This is a genomic window from Prauserella cavernicola (assembly GCF_016595675.1).
GTDB classification, from domain to species: Bacteria; Actinomycetota; Actinomycetes; order Mycobacteriales; family Pseudonocardiaceae; genus Prauserella_A; species Prauserella_A cavernicola.
The window spans coordinates 340,007-360,699 of the sequence record NZ_JAENJH010000001.1 but is presented as its reverse complement, the minus strand read 5'-3'; the positions used below and the strand labels follow the sequence as shown (position 1 = coordinate 360,699).

At 72.1% G+C, this 20,693-nt stretch carries 22 protein-coding genes; 17 read left to right on the top strand and 5 right to left on the bottom strand.

Going from position 1 to position 20,693, the window contains the following annotated elements:
• Positions 1-37: 37 nt before the first annotated feature.
• On the bottom strand, positions 38-964 hold the full coding sequence (locus JHE00_RS01735) for an alpha/beta hydrolase (protein WP_200314043.1): 927 nt from the start codon (positions 962-964) through the stop codon (positions 38-40).
• 216 nt (positions 965-1,180) lie between these two features.
• Positions 1,181-2,362 carry a hypothetical protein gene (locus tag JHE00_RS01730; protein ID WP_200314041.1) on the bottom strand — a complete coding sequence of 394 codons (1,182 nt, stop codon included), beginning with the start codon at positions 2,360-2,362 and terminating at the stop codon, positions 1,181-1,183.
• A gap of 157 nt (positions 2,363-2,519) precedes the next feature.
• Here JHE00_RS01730 and cysC point away from each other — a divergent pair, with 157 nt between their 5' ends.
• Complete coding sequence (gene cysC / locus JHE00_RS01725) at positions 2,520-3,125, top strand: adenylyl-sulfate kinase (RefSeq protein ID WP_200314039.1); 606 nt, start codon at positions 2,520-2,522, stop codon at positions 3,123-3,125.
• 7 nt (positions 3,126-3,132) lie between these two features.
• Here cysC and JHE00_RS01720 read toward each other — a convergent pair whose 3' ends face one another.
• The gene (locus JHE00_RS01720; protein ID WP_200314037.1) at positions 3,133-3,675 is read right to left on the bottom strand and encodes a GNAT family N-acetyltransferase; all 543 of its coding nucleotides are present in this window, start codon (positions 3,673-3,675) and stop codon (positions 3,133-3,135) included.
• 110 nt (positions 3,676-3,785) lie between these two features.
• Between JHE00_RS01720 and JHE00_RS01715 the strand changes: the two genes are divergently transcribed.
• From JHE00_RS01715 to JHE00_RS01660, 12 genes are all read left to right on the top strand, one after another.
• Positions 3,786-5,366 carry an alkaline phosphatase D family protein gene (locus JHE00_RS01715; RefSeq protein WP_200314035.1) on the top strand — a complete coding sequence of 527 codons (1,581 nt, stop codon included), beginning with the start codon at positions 3,786-3,788 and terminating at the stop codon, positions 5,364-5,366.
• 140 nt (positions 5,367-5,506) lie between these two features.
• Positions 5,507-6,430 (top strand): phosphate/phosphite/phosphonate ABC transporter substrate-binding protein, encoded by a 924-nt coding sequence (locus tag JHE00_RS01710; RefSeq protein WP_200314033.1) that lies wholly within the window; start codon positions 5,507-5,509, stop codon positions 6,428-6,430.
• Positions 6,415-7,182: a phosphonate ABC transporter ATP-binding protein gene (gene phnC / locus JHE00_RS01705; RefSeq protein ID WP_200314030.1), complete on the top strand. Its 768-nt coding sequence runs from the start codon at positions 6,415-6,417 to the stop codon at positions 7,180-7,182. Before JHE00_RS01710 ends, phnC begins: the two co-directional genes overlap by 16 nt.
• Positions 7,179-8,798 (top strand): phosphonate ABC transporter, permease protein PhnE, encoded by a 1,620-nt coding sequence (gene phnE, locus JHE00_RS01700; protein WP_200314028.1) that lies wholly within the window; start codon positions 7,179-7,181, stop codon positions 8,796-8,798. The genes phnC and phnE overlap by 4 nt, the downstream gene beginning before the upstream one ends.
• A 94-nt stretch (positions 8,799-8,892) precedes the next feature.
• Positions 8,893-9,648 (top strand): GntR family transcriptional regulator, encoded by a 756-nt coding sequence (locus tag JHE00_RS01695; RefSeq protein WP_200314026.1) that lies wholly within the window; start codon positions 8,893-8,895, stop codon positions 9,646-9,648.
• Positions 9,645-10,079: a phosphonate C-P lyase system protein PhnG gene (locus JHE00_RS01690; protein WP_200314024.1), complete on the top strand. Its 435-nt coding sequence runs from the start codon at positions 9,645-9,647 to the stop codon at positions 10,077-10,079. Before JHE00_RS01695 ends, JHE00_RS01690 begins: the two co-directional genes overlap by 4 nt.
• Positions 10,076-10,681 (top strand): phosphonate C-P lyase system protein PhnH, encoded by a 606-nt coding sequence (phnH, locus tag JHE00_RS01685; protein WP_200314022.1) that lies wholly within the window; start codon positions 10,076-10,078, stop codon positions 10,679-10,681. The genes JHE00_RS01690 and phnH overlap by 4 nt, the downstream gene beginning before the upstream one ends.
• Entirely contained in the window at positions 10,681-11,790 is a 1,110-nt protein-coding gene (locus JHE00_RS01680) for a carbon-phosphorus lyase complex subunit PhnI (protein ID WP_200314020.1), read from the top strand. Before phnH ends, JHE00_RS01680 begins: the two co-directional genes overlap by 1 nt.
• Positions 11,787-13,604 carry an alpha-D-ribose 1-methylphosphonate 5-phosphate C-P-lyase PhnJ gene (locus JHE00_RS01675; RefSeq protein ID WP_200314018.1) on the top strand — a complete coding sequence of 606 codons (1,818 nt, stop codon included), beginning with the start codon at positions 11,787-11,789 and terminating at the stop codon, positions 13,602-13,604. The genes JHE00_RS01680 and JHE00_RS01675 overlap by 4 nt, the downstream gene beginning before the upstream one ends.
• A gap of 5 nt (positions 13,605-13,609) precedes the next feature.
• A complete protein-coding gene (locus JHE00_RS01670) occupies positions 13,610-14,326 on the top strand; it encodes an ATP-binding cassette domain-containing protein (RefSeq protein WP_200314016.1) in 717 nt (238 codons plus the stop codon).
• Positions 14,323-15,522 (top strand): alpha-D-ribose 1-methylphosphonate 5-triphosphate diphosphatase, encoded by a 1,200-nt coding sequence (locus JHE00_RS01665; RefSeq protein ID WP_200314014.1) that lies wholly within the window; start codon positions 14,323-14,325, stop codon positions 15,520-15,522. The genes JHE00_RS01670 and JHE00_RS01665 overlap by 4 nt, the downstream gene beginning before the upstream one ends.
• Positions 15,519-16,346, top strand: coding sequence for an inositol monophosphatase family protein (locus JHE00_RS01660; RefSeq protein WP_200314012.1), 828 nt, complete (start codon positions 15,519-15,521; stop codon positions 16,344-16,346). Before JHE00_RS01665 ends, JHE00_RS01660 begins: the two co-directional genes overlap by 4 nt.
• On the opposite strand, the gene JHE00_RS34855 is transcribed toward JHE00_RS01660, so the two are convergent.
• Positions 16,327-16,818: a tetratricopeptide repeat protein gene (locus JHE00_RS34855; protein WP_200314010.1), complete on the bottom strand. Its 492-nt coding sequence runs from the start codon at positions 16,816-16,818 to the stop codon at positions 16,327-16,329. The two genes, JHE00_RS01660 and JHE00_RS34855, sit on opposite strands and share 20 nt — an antisense overlap.
• A 95-nt stretch (positions 16,819-16,913) precedes the next feature.
• On the opposite strand from JHE00_RS34855, the gene JHE00_RS01650 reads away from it, so the two are divergent.
• The 4 genes from JHE00_RS01650 (at position 16,914) to JHE00_RS01635 (ending at position 19,989) form a co-directional block, all read left to right on the top strand.
• Positions 16,914-17,807, top strand: coding sequence for an ABC transporter ATP-binding protein (locus JHE00_RS01650; RefSeq protein ID WP_200314008.1), 894 nt, complete (start codon positions 16,914-16,916; stop codon positions 17,805-17,807).
• Complete coding sequence (locus JHE00_RS01645; RefSeq protein WP_200314006.1) at positions 17,797-18,627, top strand: ABC transporter permease; 831 nt, start codon at positions 17,797-17,799, stop codon at positions 18,625-18,627. Before JHE00_RS01650 ends, JHE00_RS01645 begins: the two co-directional genes overlap by 11 nt.
• Before the next feature lie 54 nt (positions 18,628-18,681).
• On the top strand, positions 18,682-19,068 hold the full coding sequence (locus JHE00_RS01640; protein ID WP_200315748.1) for a VOC family protein: 387 nt from the start codon (positions 18,682-18,684) through the stop codon (positions 19,066-19,068).
• 132 nt (positions 19,069-19,200) lie between these two features.
• Positions 19,201-19,989, top strand: coding sequence for a crotonase/enoyl-CoA hydratase family protein (locus tag JHE00_RS01635; protein WP_200314004.1), 789 nt, complete (start codon positions 19,201-19,203; stop codon positions 19,987-19,989).
• On the opposite strand, the gene JHE00_RS01630 is transcribed toward JHE00_RS01635, so the two are convergent.
• Positions 19,990-20,451, bottom strand: coding sequence for an SRPBCC family protein (locus JHE00_RS01630; RefSeq protein WP_200314002.1), 462 nt, complete (start codon positions 20,449-20,451; stop codon positions 19,990-19,992).
• Between the last annotated feature and the right edge of the window lie 242 nt (positions 20,452-20,693).

Below are 20,693 nucleotides of genomic sequence, written 5' to 3'. Positions count from 1 at the left end.
GGGAGAAACCTGCCAAGTGGTCGGGGTAGCGCCCACCTCAGCCAGACGCCGAGGAGAAGCGGTCCGCGAGCCAACACTCGATGTCGCGCAGCGCGGCTGTGGCCATGCCGGTTGAACGAGAGGTGAAGCCGTGTCGTGCTTCCGGATAGATCCGGAGATCGACGTCGCCACCGGCTGCTGACACCCGGGCCGCCAGGGCCATGTTGTCCTCCAGCAGGACGTCCAAGCTACCGACGACGATCACAAGCGGAGGCAGGCCACGCAGGTCGCCGTAGACCGGGGAGATGTCCGGGGCGGTGCGGTCGGCGACATGACCGGCATAGGCCTGGATGAAGTACTCGTCAGCGATCAGCCGACCTGCTGGGGTCAGACCACTCAGGTCGTACGTGCCGAATTGCAGCGCGGCACCGGCGACCGAGTCGACGACGCCGCGATCACGCAGACGCAACAGTGTCGTCATGGCAAGCGTGGCTCCCGCCGAGAAGCCGCCGATCGCCAGCCGGGTCGTGCCGAAGCGAGCCTCGGCCTGATCGAGGAGCCACAGCGCCACTGTTTCGCAGTCGTCGGGCGCGGCCGGCCACGGATGTTCAGGAGCGAGCCGGTAGTCCACGCTCACAACGACGATCCCGAGAGCATCCGCGAGCTGCTGGTTGCGCGCGTCCCCCTGCGCCGCCGACCCCAGGTAGAAGCCACCACCGTGGATGTCCAGGTAGACCGCGCGCGGCACGGTGTCCCGGGGAGCGTGGATTCTCACGGGCGCTCGCCGACCAGCGGCTTCGACTACCTGCTCGACAACTGACGGGTCATGCCGTGATGAGACCGCGTCCCGCTTGGCTCGTGCCTCCCGCAGGTCAGTTGGGCCGCTGGGGCCCTTCGCGCCGGCCGACCCGGCGTTGGCCGCCCGACATTCTTCGACGTGCGCGGCGAGCTCCGTGTTGATGAGACTCGTCAATCCCAGCTGCATGAGAGTCCCCAGTGTTTCAGTGCATCGGCCCTGTCTCCGCGACCGGCCGTCGCGATTATCCTCTGCCGTCGTCGCGGGTGACGGCCAGGTCGGGACGGATGCGCCGCCCTATGCGGCCGACCGTCAAGACCGGGAAGAACGCCGGTCGACATCCCACAGCCGTCACGCTCTACCGCACCCTCGCCGCCGACGACGCCTGGCCAGGTACAGGAATGCTCAGCGGCGCACCGTCGCCTTGGCCCGCCAGTACAGGCGCCGCACGATCATGGTCCGGGGGTGGCGCTCGGTGAAGTCGACCAGGCGCTGCCGCAGCGCGCCTGGCGGAGGCGGCGGAGCCGGGGCCGCGGTGGGCGCGGCCGGTTCCTCCGGTTCGCGGCGCAGGAGTGCGGCGAGCGCGTCGACGGCGGCGTCGAGCACATCGAGGTCGTCCGGCGTGGCGGCGTGGGAGTCGGCGGCCTTACCCGAGGGCGGAGCCGGCTCGAGATCGCCGAGGTCGCCGACGATGTCGTAACCCCGGCCCTCGAGGTCTTCACGGAACCGCTGCGCGGTCGTGGCGACCCAGCCGTGATCGGCGTCCGGCAACGGGATGTGGGTGGAGCCGCTGCGGCCGGCGAGGATGGTGGCGGCGAAGTCGTCCTTGACGACGTCGGCGTAGCGCAGCCACGGCACGTCGTCGCCGAGCGCGGTGTTGACGCGGCGCAGCAGCTCGGTCTCGGTCATGCCGAGGGAGAAGTTGTTGTAGTGCGGCACGTCGGTGGAGTAGCGGCTCCCGTCGACGCCGAGCACGGACGCGAAGCGCTCCCACAGCAGCCCGCTCGCACCCCCGCGAGGCGGGACGGTGACCACGTGCACCCGCTCGGGCGGCAGGTTCCCGCCCCAGGTCCGGAGGACCCTCGGCAGGTCCTGGTAGTCCCAGAACAGGCGGGACGTGTCGTTGAGCTCGGGGGCCGTCAGCGCGCCGAGGAAGTCGACGAACGACGTGGTCTGGCGGGTCTTGACGTTCTCCTGCCACACCGACGGGATCTGCCGGGCGAGGTCGCGCGCGGTGCACACCACGTGCACCTCGGCGAAGTCCAGGTCGGCGAGGAGGCGGGCCGCCTCCTCGGGTCCCGCGGGGGCCAGCAGCTCGGTGGAGATCACCGTGGTGGCGGGCCAGGCTCTGGCCTGCTCGACGACCCAGGCCCAGGAGCCTGCGGTGCCGCGTTCCTTCCAGCGCCCGTAGCGGCCGCTGTGAACGTCCATGGCGGCACGGTGCTGGGTGGCCCGGTCGTTGCCCGGGTAGAGCACCCCGTCCTCGGTGAGCGCCTCCCGGTGGTGCCAGAGCAGCTCTTGCAGGGACGTGGTGCCGGTCTTCGGCAGACCGATGTGCAGGTACACGCGCTGAGTGGGAGAGGTCATGAGCCCCGGGATCGTCGTGGGTGGACGCGGATGGTTTCCTGTCACCTTCCTGAGTGTTTCTCTCAGAACGTTATCAATGTGGATACGAACCGGGATGATGGGCGATCACCAGCGAGGACGGCTTCTCATGGCCGGCGACACCGAGGAGGACCCAGCTATGGCATCGGGCCCGGCACTGCGACTCAACCGCGGCGCGACGGTCTGGCTGACCGGACTGTCGGGCGCCGGGAAGTCGACGCTGGCAGGCACGGTCGCGGAACTGGTTGGCGGCGGCACCGAGGTGGAGGTGCTCGATGGCGACGAGATCCGCAGGACGATCTCCAGCGACCTGGGCTTCTCCCGGCAGGACCGCGACGCGCAAGGCCGCAGGGTCGGCTTCATCGCCGAACTGCTGACGCGGCACCGGGTGCTGACCCTGGTGCCGGTGATCGCGCCGTACGCGGAGACGCGCGACGCCGTGCGTGAACGCCACGAGCGCAATGGTTCGGCCTTTCTCGAGGTGTACGTGAGCACGCCGCTGGGCGAGTGCGCCCGCCGCGACCCGAAGGGGCTCTACGCGAAGGCGGCCTCGGGCGAGATCACCGGGCTGACCGGCTACGACGACGTCTACGAGCAGCCGGAGCATCCCGACCTGCGGCTGGACACCACCGAGCTCGACGCGGGGCCGTCCGCGGAGCGGATCGTGGACCTGCTGCTGGAGCGTGGCGTGCTCGAGTACGTGGAGTCGCCGGTGCTGACCGGCTCCGAGTACAGGGACCGCTGAGCGGGGTTCAGTCGCGCAGGCCGACGCAGTCGAAGCTCCAGAACCGCTCGGCGTAGACCACCGCGCCCGTCATCCACTCCTCGTGCGCGGGCAGGGTGTCCACCTGGAACGCCGCGTCGGGAATCCGCGTCGACGGCGCGGTGAAGCCACGGGCGCTCGCGCGCTCGAACCCGAAGCGCGGGTAGTAGTCCGGCGAGCCCTCCAGGAACACCAGCGGCGCCCCGGCCCGGGCCGCTTCGTCGAGCGCGCGCGTCACCAGGCGTGCTCCGATGCCCCGGCCCTGCAGCGCCGGGACCACGCCGAGCGGGCTCAGCACCAGTACCTCGACCAGCCGTCGCGGGGCGTCCACCCAGGAGCGCGTGAGCTGGACGTGACCCACGATTTCTCCGGCGTTCTCGGCCACAAAGGACAGTCCGGCCGCGCCGGCCGGTCCCTGCCTCAATGCCTCCGCGAGGTCGGCGACCACCGGCTCGGTGGCGAAGGACCGTTCGAGGACGTCGCGCACGCCAGGCGCGTCGCCGGGTCGCTGACCGCGAATGCCGATCTCCACGCGCCGAGCGTGCCCGCCGCCGCGAGGCGCTGTCCACCGGATTTTTCCGCTCACACCCGGTTCATCTCGACGTGGTCTCGCCGCCACGGTGAGCGGCTAGACAGGGGCGCATGAACGACACCTCCTCCGATCTCGGCCGGCGCAGGTTCCTCGCCGGCGTGTCCGCGGTGGCCGGTGCCGCCGCACTGGCCCAGCTCCCCGTCGGCCGGGCCGCGGCGACGACCCGGCCCTCGGGCGGCGACCATCCGTTCCGGCTCGGCGTCGCCAGTGGCGATCCGACGTCAACGGGCATGGTGCTGTGGACGCGGCTCGTGCCCGAGCCGTTCGAACCCGGCGGCGGCATGGAGCCCCGGCGGGTGCCGGTGCAGTGGCAGGTGGCGCGCGACGAGCGGTTCCGGCACCCCGTCGCGACGGGCTCGGCGTGGGCACTGCCCGAGCTCGCGCACTCGGTGCACGTCGAGGTGGAGGGCCTGGCTCCGGACCGGGAGTGGTTCTACCGGTTCCGCTATCGCGGCCACGTCTCGCCGGTCGGCCGGACCCGCACGACGCCGCGGCCCGGCGGGCCTGCCGGTTCGCTGGAGTTCGCGTTCGCGTCGTGCCAGGACTGGGCCAGCGGCTACTACCCGTCGTATCGGCACCTGGCGCGCGAGGACCTCGACCTGGTGCTGCACCTCGGCGACTACGTCTACGAGGGTGGCATCCCCGCCGACGGCGGCTACCGCAAGGTCGCGACACCCGAGGTGCTGCGCAGCGAGCCGCTCGACCTCGAACGGTGGCGCATGCAGTACGCGCTCTACAAGAGCGACCCGGACCTGCAGCTCGCGCACGCCCGGTTCCCGTGGCTGGTGACGTGGGACGACCACGAGGTCAAGAACGACTACGCGGGCACCGAACAGGAACAGGCGGGCGACATCAGCGCCCTGCGCGCCGCCGCCTACCAGGCCTGGTACGAACACCAGCCGGTGCGCGCACCGGCCCGCCACGACGCGCTCGGTGGGCCACGCATCTACCGCAGGACGAACTGGGGCAGGCTCGCACAGCTCGATGTCGTCGACGGCAGGCAGTACCGCAGCGTCCCGCCGTGCGGCTGGGGCGAGGCCGACGCGTGCGCCGCCGCCTACGCACCGGAGGTGACCATGCTCGGCCGCACGCAGGAGAAGTGGCTCTACGACGGCTTCGCCCCGTCGTCGGCGACGTGGAACGTGCTGGGCAGCAACGTGCTGCTCGCGAGGCTCGACCACGACGGCCCGGACGGCAGCAGGCTGTGGCACGACGCGTGGGACGGCTTTCCCGCCGCCCGCACCCGCCTGACCGACGCGTGGGCACGCCACGGCGTGCGCAACCCCGTGGTGGTGACCGGTGACTGGCACTCGACGTTCGTCAACGACATCCACACCGACTTCGACCGCCCCGACTCCCCCGTGATCGCCACCGAGTTCGTCGGCACGTCCATCTCCTCCAACGGCGACGGCGAGGTCTACGGCCCCTACTACGGCCCGATGATCAAGCACAACCCGCACATCCGGTTCTTCGACGGCGACCGCCGCGGCTATGTGCGCTGCCGCGTCGACACGTCCGAGTTCCGCACCGACCTGCGGATGGTCGACACGGTGAGCCGCCGCGACGCCGCCGAGTCCACGTTCGCGTCGTTCGTCGTCGAACGGGACCGGCCAGAAGCCCAGCGGGCGTGAGGCGCTCCGTGGTCGTCCGGTCGGGTGAGTCGAGGCGACCCGCCGCGTTCGGTTGCCGGTAACCAGGAGGCCGCGTGGCTGGCATTCCCCGCCACCAACCTCGTCCGTGCCACCCCTCCCCCGACGAAAGAGGCACCTCGATGTCCCCGACCCCTTGGCGCGCCGTGGGATTGGCCGCGATCGCCACCGTGACACTGGCAGGTTGCGGCGAGAGCGCGGCCAACGACTCCGGCGACTCCGACACGCTCGTGTTCGCCTCGATCCCCTCCGAGGAGTCGACGAGCCTGCAGGAAGCGTTCCAGCCGGTGATCGACCTGCTGGAGGAGGAGACCGGCAAGACCATCGAGTTCCAGCAGGCCACCGACTACGCGGCGATCATCGAGGGACAGCGAGCCGGCAAGATCGACATCGCGCAGTACGGCCCGTTCTCCTACGTGCTCGCCCGCAACAGCGGTGTCAAGACCACGGCCGTCGCCGCCCAGGTGCAGCAGAAGGGCGAGGAGCCGGGCTACCAGTCCTACGGCGTCACCGCCGCCGGCTCGCCCGTACAGGACCTTGGTGACTTCCGCGGCAAGAAGACCTGCTTCGTCGACCCCGGTTCCACCTCCGGCTACCTGTACCCGAGCGCTGGCCTGATCGAGGAGGGCATCGACCCCGACTCCGACATCACGCCGGTGATGTCCGGCGGGCACGACGCCTCGGTGCTGGCCGTCGCGAGCGGACAGTGCGACGTCGGCTTCGCCACCGACAACATGGTCGAGAAGCAGCTGATCCAGAAGGGACAGCTCAAGCAGGGCGACGTCCGCACCGTGTGGAAGTCCGACGTCATCGCCGGTTCGCCCATCGCGCTGAGCGACGACCTCGCCCCGGAGCTGCGCGAGCGGATCGCCACCGCGCTCGGCGAGCGGGCCAATGTGGACTACCTGCGCGCCAACGGTTTCTGCGAGGGAGACTGCCGCCTCGGCGACAGCGTGTGGGGCTTCGGCGCGGTCGACGACGCCTTCTACGACGGCGTGCGCCGCGTCTGCGACGTCACCAAGGACGAGCAGTGCACGACGTCGTAACCTTCAGCAACGTCAGCAAGCGGTTCGGGCAGGCCACGCTGGCGCTCGACGACGTGTCGCTGCGCGTGCCGCGCGGGCAGACCACCGTGCTGCTCGGCCTCTCCGGTTCCGGCAAGTCCACGCTGCTGCGCCACGTCGACGGACTGCAGCGCGCCACCGCGGGCACCGTCACCGTGCTGGGCACCGACCTCGCCACCGTCTCCGGGACGCGCCTGCGCGCGCTGCGGCGCCGGGTTGGGTTCGTGTTCCAGCAGTTCCACCTCGTCGGCACCCTGACGGTGCTGGAGAACGTGTGCACCGGCGCGCTCGGCGCGCTGCGTGGTCCCCGGCTCGGGCTGGCCACCTACCCGAAGCACGTGCGCCACGAGGCGTTGCGTCACCTCGACCGGGTCGGGCTGGCCGAGCAGGCGTTCCAGCGCGCCGACACGCTCTCCGGCGGGCAGCAGCAGCGGGTCGCGATCGCGCGGGCGCTGCTGCAGCGGCCCGAGGTGCTGCTGGCCGACGAGCCCGTCGCCTCGCTCGATCCCGAGTCCGCGGGCCAGGTGATGCGGCTGCTGCGCGAGATCAGCACCGAGCAGGACCTGACGGTGCTGTGCAGCCTGCACCAGGTGGACCTGGCGCTGAGCTGGGGCGACCGGGTGGTGGGACTTCGCTCGGGGCGGGTCGTGCTCGACCGGGAGACCGCCGGGCTCGACCGGGGCGAGGCGATGGCGGTGTACTCGGCCGTCGCGACCGTGCCCGCCGCCGCATGACGCGGCCGGTCCTCGATCGCCGCACCGTGCCGGCCCCGTCGGGGCCGGGCGTGGCGGCGTCGGTGGTGGTGCTCGCCATACTCGGCGCGGGCGTGTGGGCGGCGGGCGACCTGGGCATCAACATCGCCACGCTCGTCGACAGCGCGAGCAACGTCGCCGACTTCGCCCAGCGCATGTTCCCGCTCGACTTCCCGGAGATCGGCGAACTGCTGCGCCTGTCGGGCATCACGCTGGCGATCGTCATCAGCGCCACCCTGCTCTCGGTGCTGCTGAGCGTGCCTGCCGCCGTGCTCGCGGCGAGCAACACCACCCCCGGCAACACCGCCAGGCTCGGCTCGCGCGCGCTGATCGTGCTGGCCAGGGCAGTACCGGACGTGGTGCTGGCCATCGTGTTCATCCGCGTCTTCGGACTCGGCTCGATGGCGGGCGTGCTCGCGATGGGCCTGCACTCGGTGGGCATGATCGGCAAGCTCTACGCCGACGCCGTCGAGCAGATCGACGAGGGCCCGCGCACCGCTGTGCGCGCGGGCGGCGCGGGCCGGTTGCAGGAGCTGACCACGGGTGTGCTGCCGCAGGTGCTGCCCGCGTTCGTGTCCACGGCGCTGCACCGCTTCGACATCAACCTGCGCGTGTCCGTGCTGCTCGGCTTCGTCGGCGTGGACGGACTCGGATTCGCCATCGCGGGCGCGTTCCGGGAGCTGGACTACCAGCGCGGCATGGCCCTCGCCTTCGTGGTGCTCGTGCTGTGCGTGCTGGCGGAACTGCTCTCCGGGGCGGTGCGCAGGGCCCTCGCGCACGCGCCGCCCTCCCCACCCCGCCCGGCGCGCGGGCGGATCAGTCCACCGTGGACCGGCAGCCGCGTGCGGCGCACCGGCTACGCACTGGTCGCGGCACTCGTGGTCGTGGCGTCGCTGTGGGGAGCGGAACTCTCCCCCGCCGGATTCTTCTCCGGGCTCGGGCAACTGGGCACGACGCTCGGCTTGTTCTGGCCACCGGAGACCGGCGGCATCCTTCCCGACCTGCTGGCCGCGCTGTGGCAGACGGTCAAGATCGCACTCGCCGCGACGCTGCTCGGTGCCGTGCTGGCCCTGCCCATCGGGGCGCTCGCCGCACGCAACGTGGCACCCTCGCCGCGCGTGGCGGCGGTGTTCCGGGGACTGATCGTGCTCATCCGCGGCGTCCCCGAACTCGTGCTCGCGGTGGTGTTCGTGGTGCTCACGGGGCTCGGCGCGGTCGCGGGCACGCTCGCGCTGGCGGTGGGCGCCGTCGGCCTGCTGGGCAAGCTCGTCGCCGACTCGCTCGAAGAGGTCGACGAACGCGTCGAGAACGCCGTGAGCGCCACCGGCGCGAGCCGGTGGCAGGTGTTCGCCTCCGCGACCGTGCCTCAGGCGGCGCCCGCGTTCGTGGGACACGTGCTCTACCAGCTCGACGTGAACATCCGCTCGGCAACGCTGCTGGGCATCGTCGGCGCCGGAGGCATCGGCTTCTACCTGCAGAACGCCTCACGCGTGCTGGAGTTCGGCGTGGTCACCACGGTGCTGCTGCTGGTGTTCGCGCTCGCGATGGTGGTGGAGCTGATCGCGTTGTGGCTGCGCCGGGTCGCCGGACGCCGCTAGTTCCCGACAACCGTGCGGGATGTTCACCTGCGGGGTTCGCCGCGTTGGTCGCGGTGAGGTTGTCCGGACAAGCCGGGGGCGCAGAGTCTCGGACATGAGCTCGACGAGATACCTCGAGATCGCCGAACGGCTCGCCGACGAGCTCGCCGACCGCGCCCCCGGCACCCGGGTGGCCAGCGAACCCGAGCTGGCCCAGCGATTCGGGGTCGGCAGGGCGGCGGCCCGCTCCGCGCTGCAGGAGCTGGAACGCCGCCTGCTGGTCCGCCGGGTGCAGGGAGCGGGCACGTTCGTCAACCGGCGCATCGACTACGTCATCTCGCACAGCAGGCCACCGTCGTGGAGCGCGACGGTGCAGGCGGCCGGGGCGGTGCCGCGCTCGGTCGTCAAGGACGTCGACCGGGTACCGCTGCCGCCGCGCTACGCGGGTCAGCTCCGGCGCGAGCCCGGCACGCTCGCCCACCGCGTGGCGCGCGAGTTCTACATCGACGACCTGCTCGCCACGTGGATTCAGGAGTGGATTCCCGTCGACGTGGTGCCGGAACTCGAACTCGCGCTGCACGCGGCCGACTCGCTCGACCTCGTGCTGCGCCAGATGGGCCGGGTGAGCCCGGTACGCGCCTGGTGCCGCGCGAGCCTCGACGTCCCGCCGCCCGAGGTGGTGCGCAACCTGCGCATCGAGGCGAGCTCCCCCACCTGGCAGGTGGAGAGCCTCAGCCGCGACGCCGAGACCGGCGCCGGACTGACCTGCAGCACCGCGTGGACGCGCGCCGACGCCGTCCGCGTGGTCGTCGAGCTCCAGGAGACCTGGCATCCCGACAACCCGAACGACACAGAGGAGGAACAGCGGTGACACAGGTGGTGAGCCGCGAACAACGGTGCGGCCTGCTCGCCGACGCCGAACCGGACGAGCTGCGCGCGCTGGCCGACGAGTGCCTCGCCGACGGCGGCGACGTCCGCGTGCTGGTGGGCCCCGAGGTCGGCTTCGTCACGGCACAGATCCGGGAACCCGTTGCGGCAGAACGCTTCCTGCTCGGCGACGTGCTCACGTGCCGCGCCGAGGTGGAGCTCGACGGACACCGCGGCTGGGCGATGCGCCTCGGCGACGACCGGGCGGCCGTGCTCGCCGCCGCGGTACTCGACGCCGAGGCCGAGGCCGGCAGGCCCCACGCCGAGGCCGTGCACCGACTGTGCGCGCACGTCGCCGGCAGGCGCGCCGACCGCGACGACGCAGAGTGGGCCGAGCTGGCCCCGACCGTCGTCGAGTTCGAGGAGCTGACATGAACACGACAGCCGAACTGATCCGCACCGCGAGCCTGCGGCCCGACGACGCACAGCACGCGTTCCGCGCGGTGCTCGACGCCCTCGCCCGCCCCGGCAGGATCACCCGACTGCCCCAGGGTCCGCTGGGGACAGTGCCCGCGGCGCTGGTGCCGGTACTCGCGCTGGCCGACCTCGGCACCGGCGTCCACGTGCTCGCCGACGACCCGCTCTGGGCCGACATCACCGGCGTGGCGACCAACGCCCCGTCGGCGCCACTGGACGAGGCACGTCTGGTCGCCGCACTGCGGCCCATCACCGGCACCGAGCTCGCCTCGCTGTGCCGGGGCAGCGCACCCGCCCCCGAGAACGCGGCACTGGCCGCCCTCGCCGTGCCACGCCTCACGGGTGGCGAGCAACTGCACCTCACCGGACCCGGAATCCGGGACCGGACCGTGCTCGCCCCGGCGGGCCTGCCCGCCGGCTTCGTCACCGCACGCGGCCACGGCGACTTCCCCGCCGGGATCGACCTCCTGCTCGTCGCACCCGACGGCTCGCTCGCCGGCCTGCCCCGCACCACCCGCCTCACCGACACCACCGCCGACACCGCAGGCAAGGAGAACTGATGGGGTACTCCGGAGCCCGCGGCGGACTCGAGGCGATCCTCGCCGCCGAGGACCTCGTCCGCCGCGCCCGCGACCACGCCGCCGCACCCTGGGCGCCCACCGAACAGATCACCGCCCGATTCCGCCTCGCCGTCGACCGCGTCATGGGCGAGGCCGGGCTTCACCACGAGGACACCTCCGCCGCCGCGCTGCGCCAGGCCGAGGGCGACCCCCTCGAGGCGTCACACCTCGTGCGCGCACACCGCTCGCGCCTGCCCCGCCTCGCCGTGAGCGAACCGGTCGACCCCGACGAGATGGTGGTGCTGCGCCGGATCGTGCCCGCCTTCCGCGAACCGGACGGCCCGCAGCTGCTCGGGCGCACCACCGACTACACCGGCAGGCTCCTCGAACAACCCTCCGGGCCCCCGGCCCCGGCACCGAAACCCGACACCGAGGTCCGCGAGCGGACCGAGGAGCAACGCCGACCGGGCCGCTTCCTCGACCTGCTGCGCAAGCTCGACCTCGTCGTCGACCACCGCCGCGTCGACGACCCCGAACCCGTCGACATCACCCGCACCCCCGCCAGGCCTCCCGCCGAACGCTCCGCCGCGCTCGCGTCGATGGCCCGCGCGGAGACCGGTGCGCTCGTCGCGCTCTGGTACCGCTCGATCCTGGGACCCGACGGCGACATCCACGAGGTCACCCTCGGCGAGGTCCGCCACGGCAGGCTCCCCCTGCGGGTGCGCCACCCGCACACCGGCAACCCCGTGTGCGTCGGCCGGTTCCGGGTCACCGAGGCCGAGGCCATCGAGGACCTCGACGGCGCGGACGAGGACCGCAGCCGCTTCGACGTCGGCTACGGCCTGTGCTTCGGCCACAACGAACGCAAGGCCATCGCGATGGCCAACCTCGACGTCGCCAACCGCCGCTTCGGCCGCACCGGCCCGCTCGAACAGCTGCTGCTGCTCACCACCGACGGCCTCGACTCCGGCGGCTTCCTCGAACACCTCAAGCTCCCCCACTACGTCACGTTCCGCTCGATGGTCGAGCGCAAGCAGGCCATGCGCGCCGCGGCCGAGGCCGCAGAAGGCCCCCGCGTCGCCGAACCAGCCGGACAGGAGTGCCGATGACCTCCACACTGGACGCACTGGCCGCCACCGCCGAGGACACCCTGACCCTGGGAATCCTCGACGAGGGCGCCAAACGCGAGATCCGCCGCGCCACGCTCACCGCCGTGTGCGTGCCCGGCTACCAGGTGCCGTTCGGCTCCCGCGAGATGCCGGTGGCCCGTGGCTGGGGCTCCGGCGGACTCCAGATCACCCTCGCCGTCATCGGCGCCGACGACACCGTCAAGGTGATCGACCAGGGCGACGACGCCGGAGTCAACGCCACCAACCTCCGCCGCATGATCGCGAGCACCACCGGCTGCGCCGACACCGCCGACACCCGCGAGGCGACCATCGTGCAGACCCGACACCGGGTCCCCGAGGAACACCTCGCCGACGGCCAGGTACTCGTGCTGCAGGTGCCCGTGCCCGAACCGCTGCGCGGCGTGCAGAAGTCGGTCGTCGAGTGCGCCAGGATGCACGCCGAGGGCGACTACTCGGCGATGTGGGTGAGCCTCTACGAGGACCTCGTCCGCAACGGCATGATCACCCGCACCACCGGCTACCCCGTGCTCGTCGACGGCCGCTACGTGCTGGCGACCACGCCGATCCCGCGCTGGGACGTGCCGCGCCTGCACGACAGCGAGCACCTGAGCCTGTTCGGCGCGGGCAGGGAGAAGCGGATCTACGCCATCCCGCCTCACACCGACGTCCGCCCGCTCACCTTCGACGACGTGCCGTTCGAGGTCGAGTACACGCCGGGAGCGGCCTGTGTGCTCTGCGGCCACGACGACGTCTTCCTCGTCGCGGCGGGCACCTCCGGCGCCTACGCGTGCAGCGACACCGAGTGGTGCGCCCGCGTGCGCGAGGCCGACGCCGACCTCACCGCCCACCGCGACCGCGCGCCACTGCACCTGCTGCCCGACCCGGCCACCCGGCTCACCGGCACCACCACGACCACACCGCGCCCCCAACGCGCCCGGCCCGCGCCCACACCGGGACAGGACTGGGCGCTGCGCGTGGACGGACTCGGCAAGGTCTTCGGCGCGGGCGGCGCCGACGCCGTGCCCGGCACCGGCCCCGAGTCCGGCAGCGCCATCAGCCCCACCACCGGCGCGATCGTGGCCGCCTGGGACGTCTCGTTCGACGTGGCGCCCGGCGAGGCACTCGGCGTGATCGGCGAGTCGGGCTCGGGCAAGTCCACCGCGCTGGCGTGCGTGATCGGCGACGAACAGGCCACCGCGGGCACGGTGCGCCTGGCCGCACTCGATGAGGGCCGCACCGACCTGCTCACCCTGCCGCCCGAGGCCCGCAGACGGCTGCGCATCGACTCCATGGCCGTGGTGCACCAGAACCCGGCGGCGGGCCTGGACCTGCGCGTCAGCGCGGGCGGCAACATCGCCGAACGCCTCACCGCCGCAGGCTGGCGCTCCTACCACGGGATCCGCGAACGCGCGGCCGAACTGCTCGACCGCGTCGAGGTCCCACTGTCCAGGATGGACGATCCGGTGCGCACCTTCTCCGGCGGCATGCGCCAGCGCGTCCAGATCGCCAAGGCACTCGCCACCGAACCACCGGTGCTGCTACTCGACGAACCCACCACCGGACTCGACGCCTCCGTCGCCGCCGGCGTGCTCGACCTGCTGCGCGGACTGCTCTCCGAACGCGACATCGCCGCCGTGGTGGTGAGCCACGACTTCGCCGTCATCGAAGCACTCACCGACCGCACGCTCGTGATGCAGCTCGGCCGCGTGGTCGAACGCGGACTCACCGACCAGCTCTTCCACGACCCGCACCACCCCTACACCCAGCGGCTCGTCGCCGCGGCACGGAGGTGACCGCCATGCCGGTGCTCTCGATCCGGGCTCTGCGCAAGTCCTTCACCCTGCACACCATCGACGGGCGCACCGTCGCGTCCCTGCACGGCGTCGACCTCGACGTCGAGGAAGCCGAGCACGTCGCGCTCGCCGGACCCAGCGGCGCGGGCAAGTCGTCGCTGCTGCGCTGCGTGCACCGCACCTACCTGCCCGACTCCGGTTCCGTCCGGCTCGGCGACACTGAACTCACCTCGCTGCCCGACCGCGCGATGGCCCGCCTGCGCGGCCGCGAGTTCGGCTACGTCTCCCAGTTCCTCAGCGCACCACCGCGAACGGGACCGCTGGACGTGGTCGCCGCCTCCGCCCGGCGCCGCGGACTCGACCCGAGCGAGGCCCGCGACGCCGCCGCCGACTCGCTGCGACGGCTCAACCTCGACGAGACCCTGTGGGACGTCGACTGCTCCGTGCTCTCCGGCGGCGAACGCCAGCGCGTCAACCTCGCCGCGGGCACGGTCCGGCCCCCTCGGCTGCTCCTGCTCGACGAACCGGTCTCCGCACTCGACCCCGCCAACCGCGAGGCCGCACTCGACCTGATCGAGGCACTGCGCGAACACGGCGTCGCCGTGCTCGCCGTGTTCCACGACCTCGACGCCATGCGCAGGCTCGCCACCCGCGTGGTGCTGATGCGCGACGGACTCATCGCCGACCAGGGCGCCCCCGCCGACCTGCTGGAGACCGTATGACCACCGCGATCGCCCCCTGGACACTCGCCGCCCCACCCGAGGACTACGTGCTCGGCCACGTCAGGGCCGTACTGCCCGACCGCGTGCTCGACGACGCGCTCGTGGCCGTGCGCGACGGCGTACTCGCCGCCGTCGAACCCCACCGGCCCGGCGTCACCGCCGACGTCGACGGCCAGGGCCTGCTGTGCCTGCCCGGCCTCGTCGACGTGCACAGCGACGGCCTGGAGAAGGAACGTCTGCCCCGCCCCGGCGCCGAACTGCCGATCGAGTTCGCCCTGCTGTCCTTCGAGGGCAAACTGCGTGCCGCCGGAGTGACCACCGTCTTCCACGGCGCAGGCTTCGAGGAGAGCTCCGGCCGCGGCCTCGCGCGCTCCGTCAGCACGGCGCTCGACGTCTGCGGCGCCGTCGACGCCCACCACGACGGCCTGGTCGACCACCGGATCCTGTACCGGCTCGACGTCCGCTGCCCCACCGGCCTCGCCGCCCTGCGCGACCGCCTCGCCGGACTCACCGAGCCCGCGCTCGTGTCGCACGAGGACCACACCCCCGGCCAGGGCCAGTACGCCGACCGCACCTACTTCGAGCGCTACCTCTCGGGTTCCCGCGGCATGAGCGAGCACGAGGCGCGCGACGTCGTCGACGAGCTCATCGAACAACGCGCGGGCAGGCTCACCGTGCGCGACGAGTCGCTGGGCTGGCTCGGCGAGCAGGCCCACGCGGGCCGCGTACGACTGCTCGGGCACGACCCGGCCACGGCGGGCGAGATCGACGCGCTGCGCGAGCGCGGCGGCCGCGTCGCCGAGTTCCCCACCACCGTCGAGGCCGCACGGGCGGCCAGGCAGCAGGACCTCGCCGTCGTGATGGGCGCGCCGAACGTCCTGCGCGGCGGCTCCCACAACGGCAACACCTCAGCGCAGGAACTCGTCGACCTCGGCCTCGTCACCGCACTCGCGTCGGACTACCTGCCCTCCGGCCTGCTGGGGGCAGCGCTGCTGCTCGCCGAACAGAAACTGGTCACCCTTCCGGAGGCCGTCGCACTCGTCACCAGCGGACCCGCCGACGTCGCCGGACTGACCGACCGCGGCAGGCTCGAACCCGGCCTGCGCGCCGACCTGGCACTCGTCGCACCCGGTGAACCGTGGCCCGCCGTGCCCGCCGTGCTGCGGGCGGGCGAGCCGGTGAGGATGGAGCTGTGAGTACCCGCATCGCCTGGCCCGTGCCCGAACCCGAGCTCCCCGACGGCGTGCACGGCGCGCTGGCCGCCGCGGCCAGGGCCGCTTCGGCCGCCTACGCCGACGCCCGCCGCCGGTTCACCAGGCTCGAACTGGCCGAGGAGGTCGCCGACGGCGCCGACGGCACTCCCACCATGCGCGTCGACCAGCTCGTCGAGGACGCCATCGCCGAGGCGGCGCAGCGCTCGGGCGTGAACCTGCTCAGCGAGGAGGTCGGTTTCCTCGACCACGGCTCGGCGGTCACGCTCGTGGTCGACCCCATGGACGGCTCCGCCAACGCCGCCGCGGGCGTGCCGCTGAGCTGCTTCGGCGGCGTCGTCGCCATCGACGGCACCGCCACCGAAGCACTCACGACGTGGCTCGACACCGGCCGCGCCTGGCACGCGGTCGCCGGTGAGGCCACTTCCTACCGCACGACAGGACGAACGACCCTCACGGGCGCGGCCGTGAGCATGCTGCGCCCCAAACGCGCCAGCGCCGACGCCTGGTGGCGCGTCGAACGCGCCGCGGGCCGGGTGCGGATCCTGTCGAGCACCGTGCTCGAGGCCGCACTCGTCGCGGAGGGTTCCACCGACGCCTTCTGCGACCCCGGCTCCGACACCCACCGCATCGTCGACCTCGCCACCGCGCTGGTCACGCTGCCCGCCGCGGGCGGGGCCGTGCTCGACGTCAGGGGCAGGCCGCTCGAGCTCGACCCGGACCTGACGCGCCGGTGGTCCGGCGTGATCGCGGCGAGCAGAGAACTGGCGGAGGAGCTCGTCGACACGATCACGCGGGAGGATCGGTGAGCAGCCGCGCGTAGTTGCCCACCGAACGCTGATAACGCGGCAGGTGCGGCGCGAGCGCGGTGAGCACGTGCGACACCGCCTCGCGCTCGCGCCCCACGTCCGTCAGCGCCAGCGCGAGAAACGCCCGCACCGCGTCGTCCAGGTGATCCGGGCCCTCCGCGAGTTCGGCCGTCAACAGCCGCACACTCTCGTGCGACTCGCCCAGGTTGCGCAGCGAGCTGGCCAGCTGGATCACCGCCCGCCGCCTGCGCTCGCCGGCCAACCCGGTCGCGAGCGCCTCCCGGTAGAGCGGCACCGCGCGATCGGAGTGGCCCGTCGAGTCGAACGCTGCCGCCCGTTCGAAGACCGCCGCGGCCTCGCCCGGCCGTTCGGCGGCGAGTGCGTCGATGGCGTCCCTGAAGTCGGCCTCGGTGCGGTCGTCAAGCGTGCTCCACACCCCGGCGACCCGCTGCTCCCAGTCGGTCTCGGTCACCCGCGCAGCCTCGCACACCTACGTCGGCGGGCGTAGCGACGGAACGCGCTCCGCGACGGACGACCACACCGCTCCGCGCGCCCACGATGGGTGTCATGAGCGAACCAGTCGAAACCACCGCGCTGACCAAGCGCTACGGCGACCTCGTGGCCGTCGACGAACTGGACCTGACCGTGCGTCAGGGCGAGGTGTACGGCTTCCTCGGACCCAACGGCGCGGGCAAGACAACGACCCTGCGCATGCTGCTCGGGCTCATCCGGCCGAGTTCGGGATCGGTGCGCCTGTACGGAGTGCGTGGCACCGCCGCCCTCGCCGGTGTCGGCGCCCTCATCGAGGGCCCCGCGTTCTATCCCTACCTCTCGGGGCGCGACAACCTGCGGGTGCTCGCCCGCCACGCCGGGGCGGGGACCGCGAGGGTCGCCGAGGTGCTCGACGTCGTCGACCTCACCGAGCGCGGGCGCGACCGCTACTCGACCTACTCGCTCGGGATGAAGCAGCGCCTCGGTCTGGCCGCCGCGCTGCTCAAGGACCCGGGTCTGCTGATCCTCGACGAACCCACCAACGGGCTCGACCCCGCGGGCATGGCCGACATCCGCGCCACCGTCCGCCGGCTTGCCGACGAGGGCCGGACCGTGCTGCTCTCGAGCCACCTGCTCGGCGAGGTGCAGCAGATCTGCGACCGCGTCGGCATGATCTCGCGCGGCAGTCTGGTGGCCGAGCTCGCCGTGGCCGACCTGGGCACGCGCGGCCTGCGGGTGGTCGCCGATCCCCTCACCGAGGCGCGCACTCTGCTCACCTCGCTCGTCGGCCACGGCCGCGTCGAGGTCGACGGCGACGCCCTGCGCGTCGATGTTCCCGCCGACCGAGCGGCGGCGCTCAACGCCGAGCTGGTCCACTCCGGACTCGCGGTGCGGGAGCTGCGGCCCGCCGAGGTGGATCTCGAACAGAGGTTTCTCGAACTCACCGGAGGTGGTTCCCGTGCTCGTTGACCGTGTCCTCGCCGATGTCCGCGCGGAGCTGCGCAAGCAGGTCCGGCGGCCCGCGCACTGGCTGCTCCTGGGTGTCGCCGTGGTGCTGACACTGACCTTCGCCTACGTGATCCCGTACCTGGGCTACACCGGTCGTTCCGGTGAGCGCAGCCGAGGTCTCGAGTCGATGCTGCCCGCCGAGCTGGTGGGCAACACCATCGCGGGCACGCCCGTGTTCGTCGGCGCGCTCGCGCTGATCTTCGGAGTGCTGGTGGTCGGCGGCGAGTACGGCTGGCAGACCTGGAAGACCGTGCTGGCGCAGGGTTCGCCTCGGCTGCGGGTGTTCGCCGCCAAGGTCGTGGTGACCACGCTCGGCTCGCTCGTGCTGGTGCTCGCCCTGCTCGCGACCGGTGCCGCGGCGGGACTCGGCGTCGCGCTGCTGCAGGGTGCGCCGATCACGTGGCCATCGCTGCCGGCCCTGCTCGTCGGCGCCGGTGGCGGCTGGCTGATCACCACGATGTGGGCGATGGCGGGGGTGCTGCTGGCGGTGGCGTTGCGCGGCGTCGCGCTGCCGATCGGGCTCGGCCTGGTGTGGTTGCTGGCCGTGCAGAACCTGCTGTCCGCCGTGGCGGCTCCGCTCGTGGACTGGATCGCGTCCCTGCAGAAGGTGCTGCCGGGGCCCAACGCGGGCTCGCTCGTCTCGGCACTGGGCGCACCGTCAGGGACGCCCGGGGTCTCCGAGGTCGTCGGCGCCGGGCAGGGCGCGGTCGTGGTGGCCTGCTACCTGGTGGTGTTCACGGTCGTCGGCGGATTCCTGCTGTGGCGTCGCGACATCGAGTGACCGGCGATTAGTGTGTGGCCCTCGACAAAGGTCGGCGTGACGGGGAGGTTCGACGTGGCCAGCAAGTTCACCGAACTCGCGATCGACTGCGCCGATCCTCGCCGGCTGGCCGGGTTCTGGTGCTCGGTCCTCGACTATGTGGTGCAGGACGAGGAGGACGGACTCGTCACCATCGGCCCGCCCGAGGTGCCGGAGGGCAGGAACCACCCCGGTCCGATTCCTCCGACCCTGACTTTCGCCCGGGTCCCCGAGGGCAAGTCCGTCAAGAACAGGGTCCACATCGACGTCAACCCGACCGACCGGAGCCGGGACGACGAGGTGCGCCGGCTGCTCGAACTGGGCGCCCGGCGTTCCGACGTCGGTCAGGGCGACGAAACCTGGATCGTGCTCACCGATCCCGAGGGCAACGAGTTCTGCGTGCTGGAGACCCGCTGCCCCTGACCTTCCGTGCTGTTTTTGGGTGTGAGGACGTCGGTAAGGGGCCAACAGGCCCCTCCAATGCCGAGCCGTATAGGTCGTTATACATATCTCTCGTGAGAGTCTGAGCGGCGCAGCCAACGAAGGAGCCCGAGCGTGTCCCCTCGAGTCACCGTCGAACGCGACGGCCACGTCCTGCTGATCGGCATCGACCGGGCCGACAAACGCAACGCCTGGGACCGGGCCACCATCACCGAGGTGGCCCTCGCCTACGACCGGCTTGCCGACGACGACGAGGCCAGGGTCGGTGTCGTGTTCGGACACGGCGACCACTTCAGCGCGGGACTCGACCTCGCCGACGTGTGGCCCGCCGTCACCGAGCACGGCCCCGACGCGCTGTCGGGCGAGGGCAGGCACGACCCCTTCGGGCTCTGGAAGGAACCGGTGCCAAAGCCGGTGGTGCTGGCCGTCCAGGGCATCGCGTTCACACTGTCGATCGAGCTCGCGCTCGCCAGCGACATCGTGGTCGCCGCCGACGACGTCCGGTTCCGGCAACTCGAGATCGCCCGCGGCATCCTGCCCTTCGGCGGAGCCACCCTGCGCGCGCCCGCTCAACTCGGCTGGGGCAACGCGATGCGGTTCCTGCTCACCGGCGAGGAGTTCGGCGCCGAACAGGCCCACCGGATCGGGCTCGTGCAGGAAGTGGTGCGTCCCGGCGAGCAACTGCCGCGCGCCGTCGAACTGGCCAGGCTCGTCGCCGCACAGGCACCCCTGGGCGTGCGGACGACGCTGGCCAACGCCAGGGTCGCGTTGCGCTCCGGCTCCGAAGCCGAGGCCGCGGAGCACCTGCGCGCCGCGATGCCCGGCATCGTGTCCAGTGAGGACGCCGCCGAGGGCGTCCAGAGCTTCCTCGAACGGCGCGACGCACGCTTCACCGGCCGGTGACTACTGCCCGGGGCGGTCGATGTCGCCTCGCCACGCACCGGTCTCCCGGCCGCGGTCCTCGATGAACTCCTTGAACCGCTGGAGATCCCCGTTGACGCGCTGGTCGATCAGCCCGGCCTTGTCGGCCACGTTCTCGGCGAAGCCCTCGGGGTCGATGTCCATCTGCGCCGTCACGCGGGTGACGCCATCGCCGAGGCGATGGAACGTGATCACCCCGGCGTGGTTCGGACCGGAGTCCGAGGTCCACGCCACGCGCTCGTCGGGGTGCTGCTCGGTGATCGTGGCGTCGAACTCCCGCGTGATGCCACCGATCCTGGTGACCCAGTGCGTGCGGGTCGCGTCCAGCTGCCTCACCTCGTCGACGCCTTCCATGAACTCCGGAAAGGACTCGAACTGCGTCCACTGGTTGTAGGCGGTCGATACGGCAACGTTCACATCGACGGCCTTGATGATCGTGCTCACCACAACCTCCTCGTTCCGCACTCGGGGGTCAGACGCACCTCGTGCGTCAGGTCGTCGTGGTCGGGTACCCGCGAGTGCACGGGACACACATCCGAACCGGATGCCGGGCACGGTCGCCGCGGACTTCACCGTGGCGGACACCATCGAACTGACGGGCGGGCACCGGCGCGTCAGGAGGCGTGACTCAAGTGCGCCCGGCGCCGGTGAGTCCGACGTGGATCGTGCCGCTCCCCCACCGTCCA

What these genes read in the sequence shown, in the direction of transcription:
- JHE00_RS01675 (WP_200314018.1), top strand. Translation starts at nt 11,787, where the DNA reads ATGACCTCCACACTGGACGCACTGGCCGCCACCGCCGAGGACACCCTG.
- JHE00_RS01715 (WP_200314035.1), top strand. Translation starts at nt 3,786, where the DNA reads ATGAACGACACCTCCTCCGATCTCGGCCGGCGCAGGTTCCTCGCCGGC.
- phnE (WP_200314028.1), top strand. Translation starts at nt 7,179, where the DNA reads ATGACGCGGCCGGTCCTCGATCGCCGCACCGTGCCGGCCCCGTCGGGG.
- JHE00_RS01710 (WP_200314033.1), top strand. Translation starts at nt 5,507, where the DNA reads ATGTCCCCGACCCCTTGGCGCGCCGTGGGATTGGCCGCGATCGCCACC.
- JHE00_RS01665 (WP_200314014.1), top strand. Translation starts at nt 14,323, where the DNA reads ATGACCACCGCGATCGCCCCCTGGACACTCGCCGCCCCACCCGAGGAC.
- JHE00_RS01670 (WP_200314016.1), top strand. Translation starts at nt 13,610, where the DNA reads ATGCCGGTGCTCTCGATCCGGGCTCTGCGCAAGTCCTTCACCCTGCAC.
- phnH (WP_200314022.1), top strand. Translation starts at nt 10,076, where the DNA reads ATGAACACGACAGCCGAACTGATCCGCACCGCGAGCCTGCGGCCCGAC.
- JHE00_RS01695 (WP_200314026.1), top strand. Translation starts at nt 8,893, where the DNA reads ATGAGCTCGACGAGATACCTCGAGATCGCCGAACGGCTCGCCGACGAG.
- JHE00_RS01650 (WP_200314008.1), top strand. Translation starts at nt 16,914, where the DNA reads ATGAGCGAACCAGTCGAAACCACCGCGCTGACCAAGCGCTACGGCGAC.
- JHE00_RS01680 (WP_200314020.1), top strand. Translation starts at nt 10,681, where the DNA reads ATGGGGTACTCCGGAGCCCGCGGCGGACTCGAGGCGATCCTCGCCGCC.
- JHE00_RS01730 (WP_200314041.1), bottom strand. Translation starts at nt 2,362, where the DNA reads ATGACCTCTCCCACTCAGCGCGTGTACCTGCACATCGGTCTGCCGAAG.
- cysC (WP_200314039.1), top strand. Translation starts at nt 2,520, where the DNA reads ATGGCATCGGGCCCGGCACTGCGACTCAACCGCGGCGCGACGGTCTGG.
- JHE00_RS01735 (WP_200314043.1), bottom strand. Translation starts at nt 964, where the DNA reads ATGCAGCTGGGATTGACGAGTCTCATCAACACGGAGCTCGCCGCGCAC.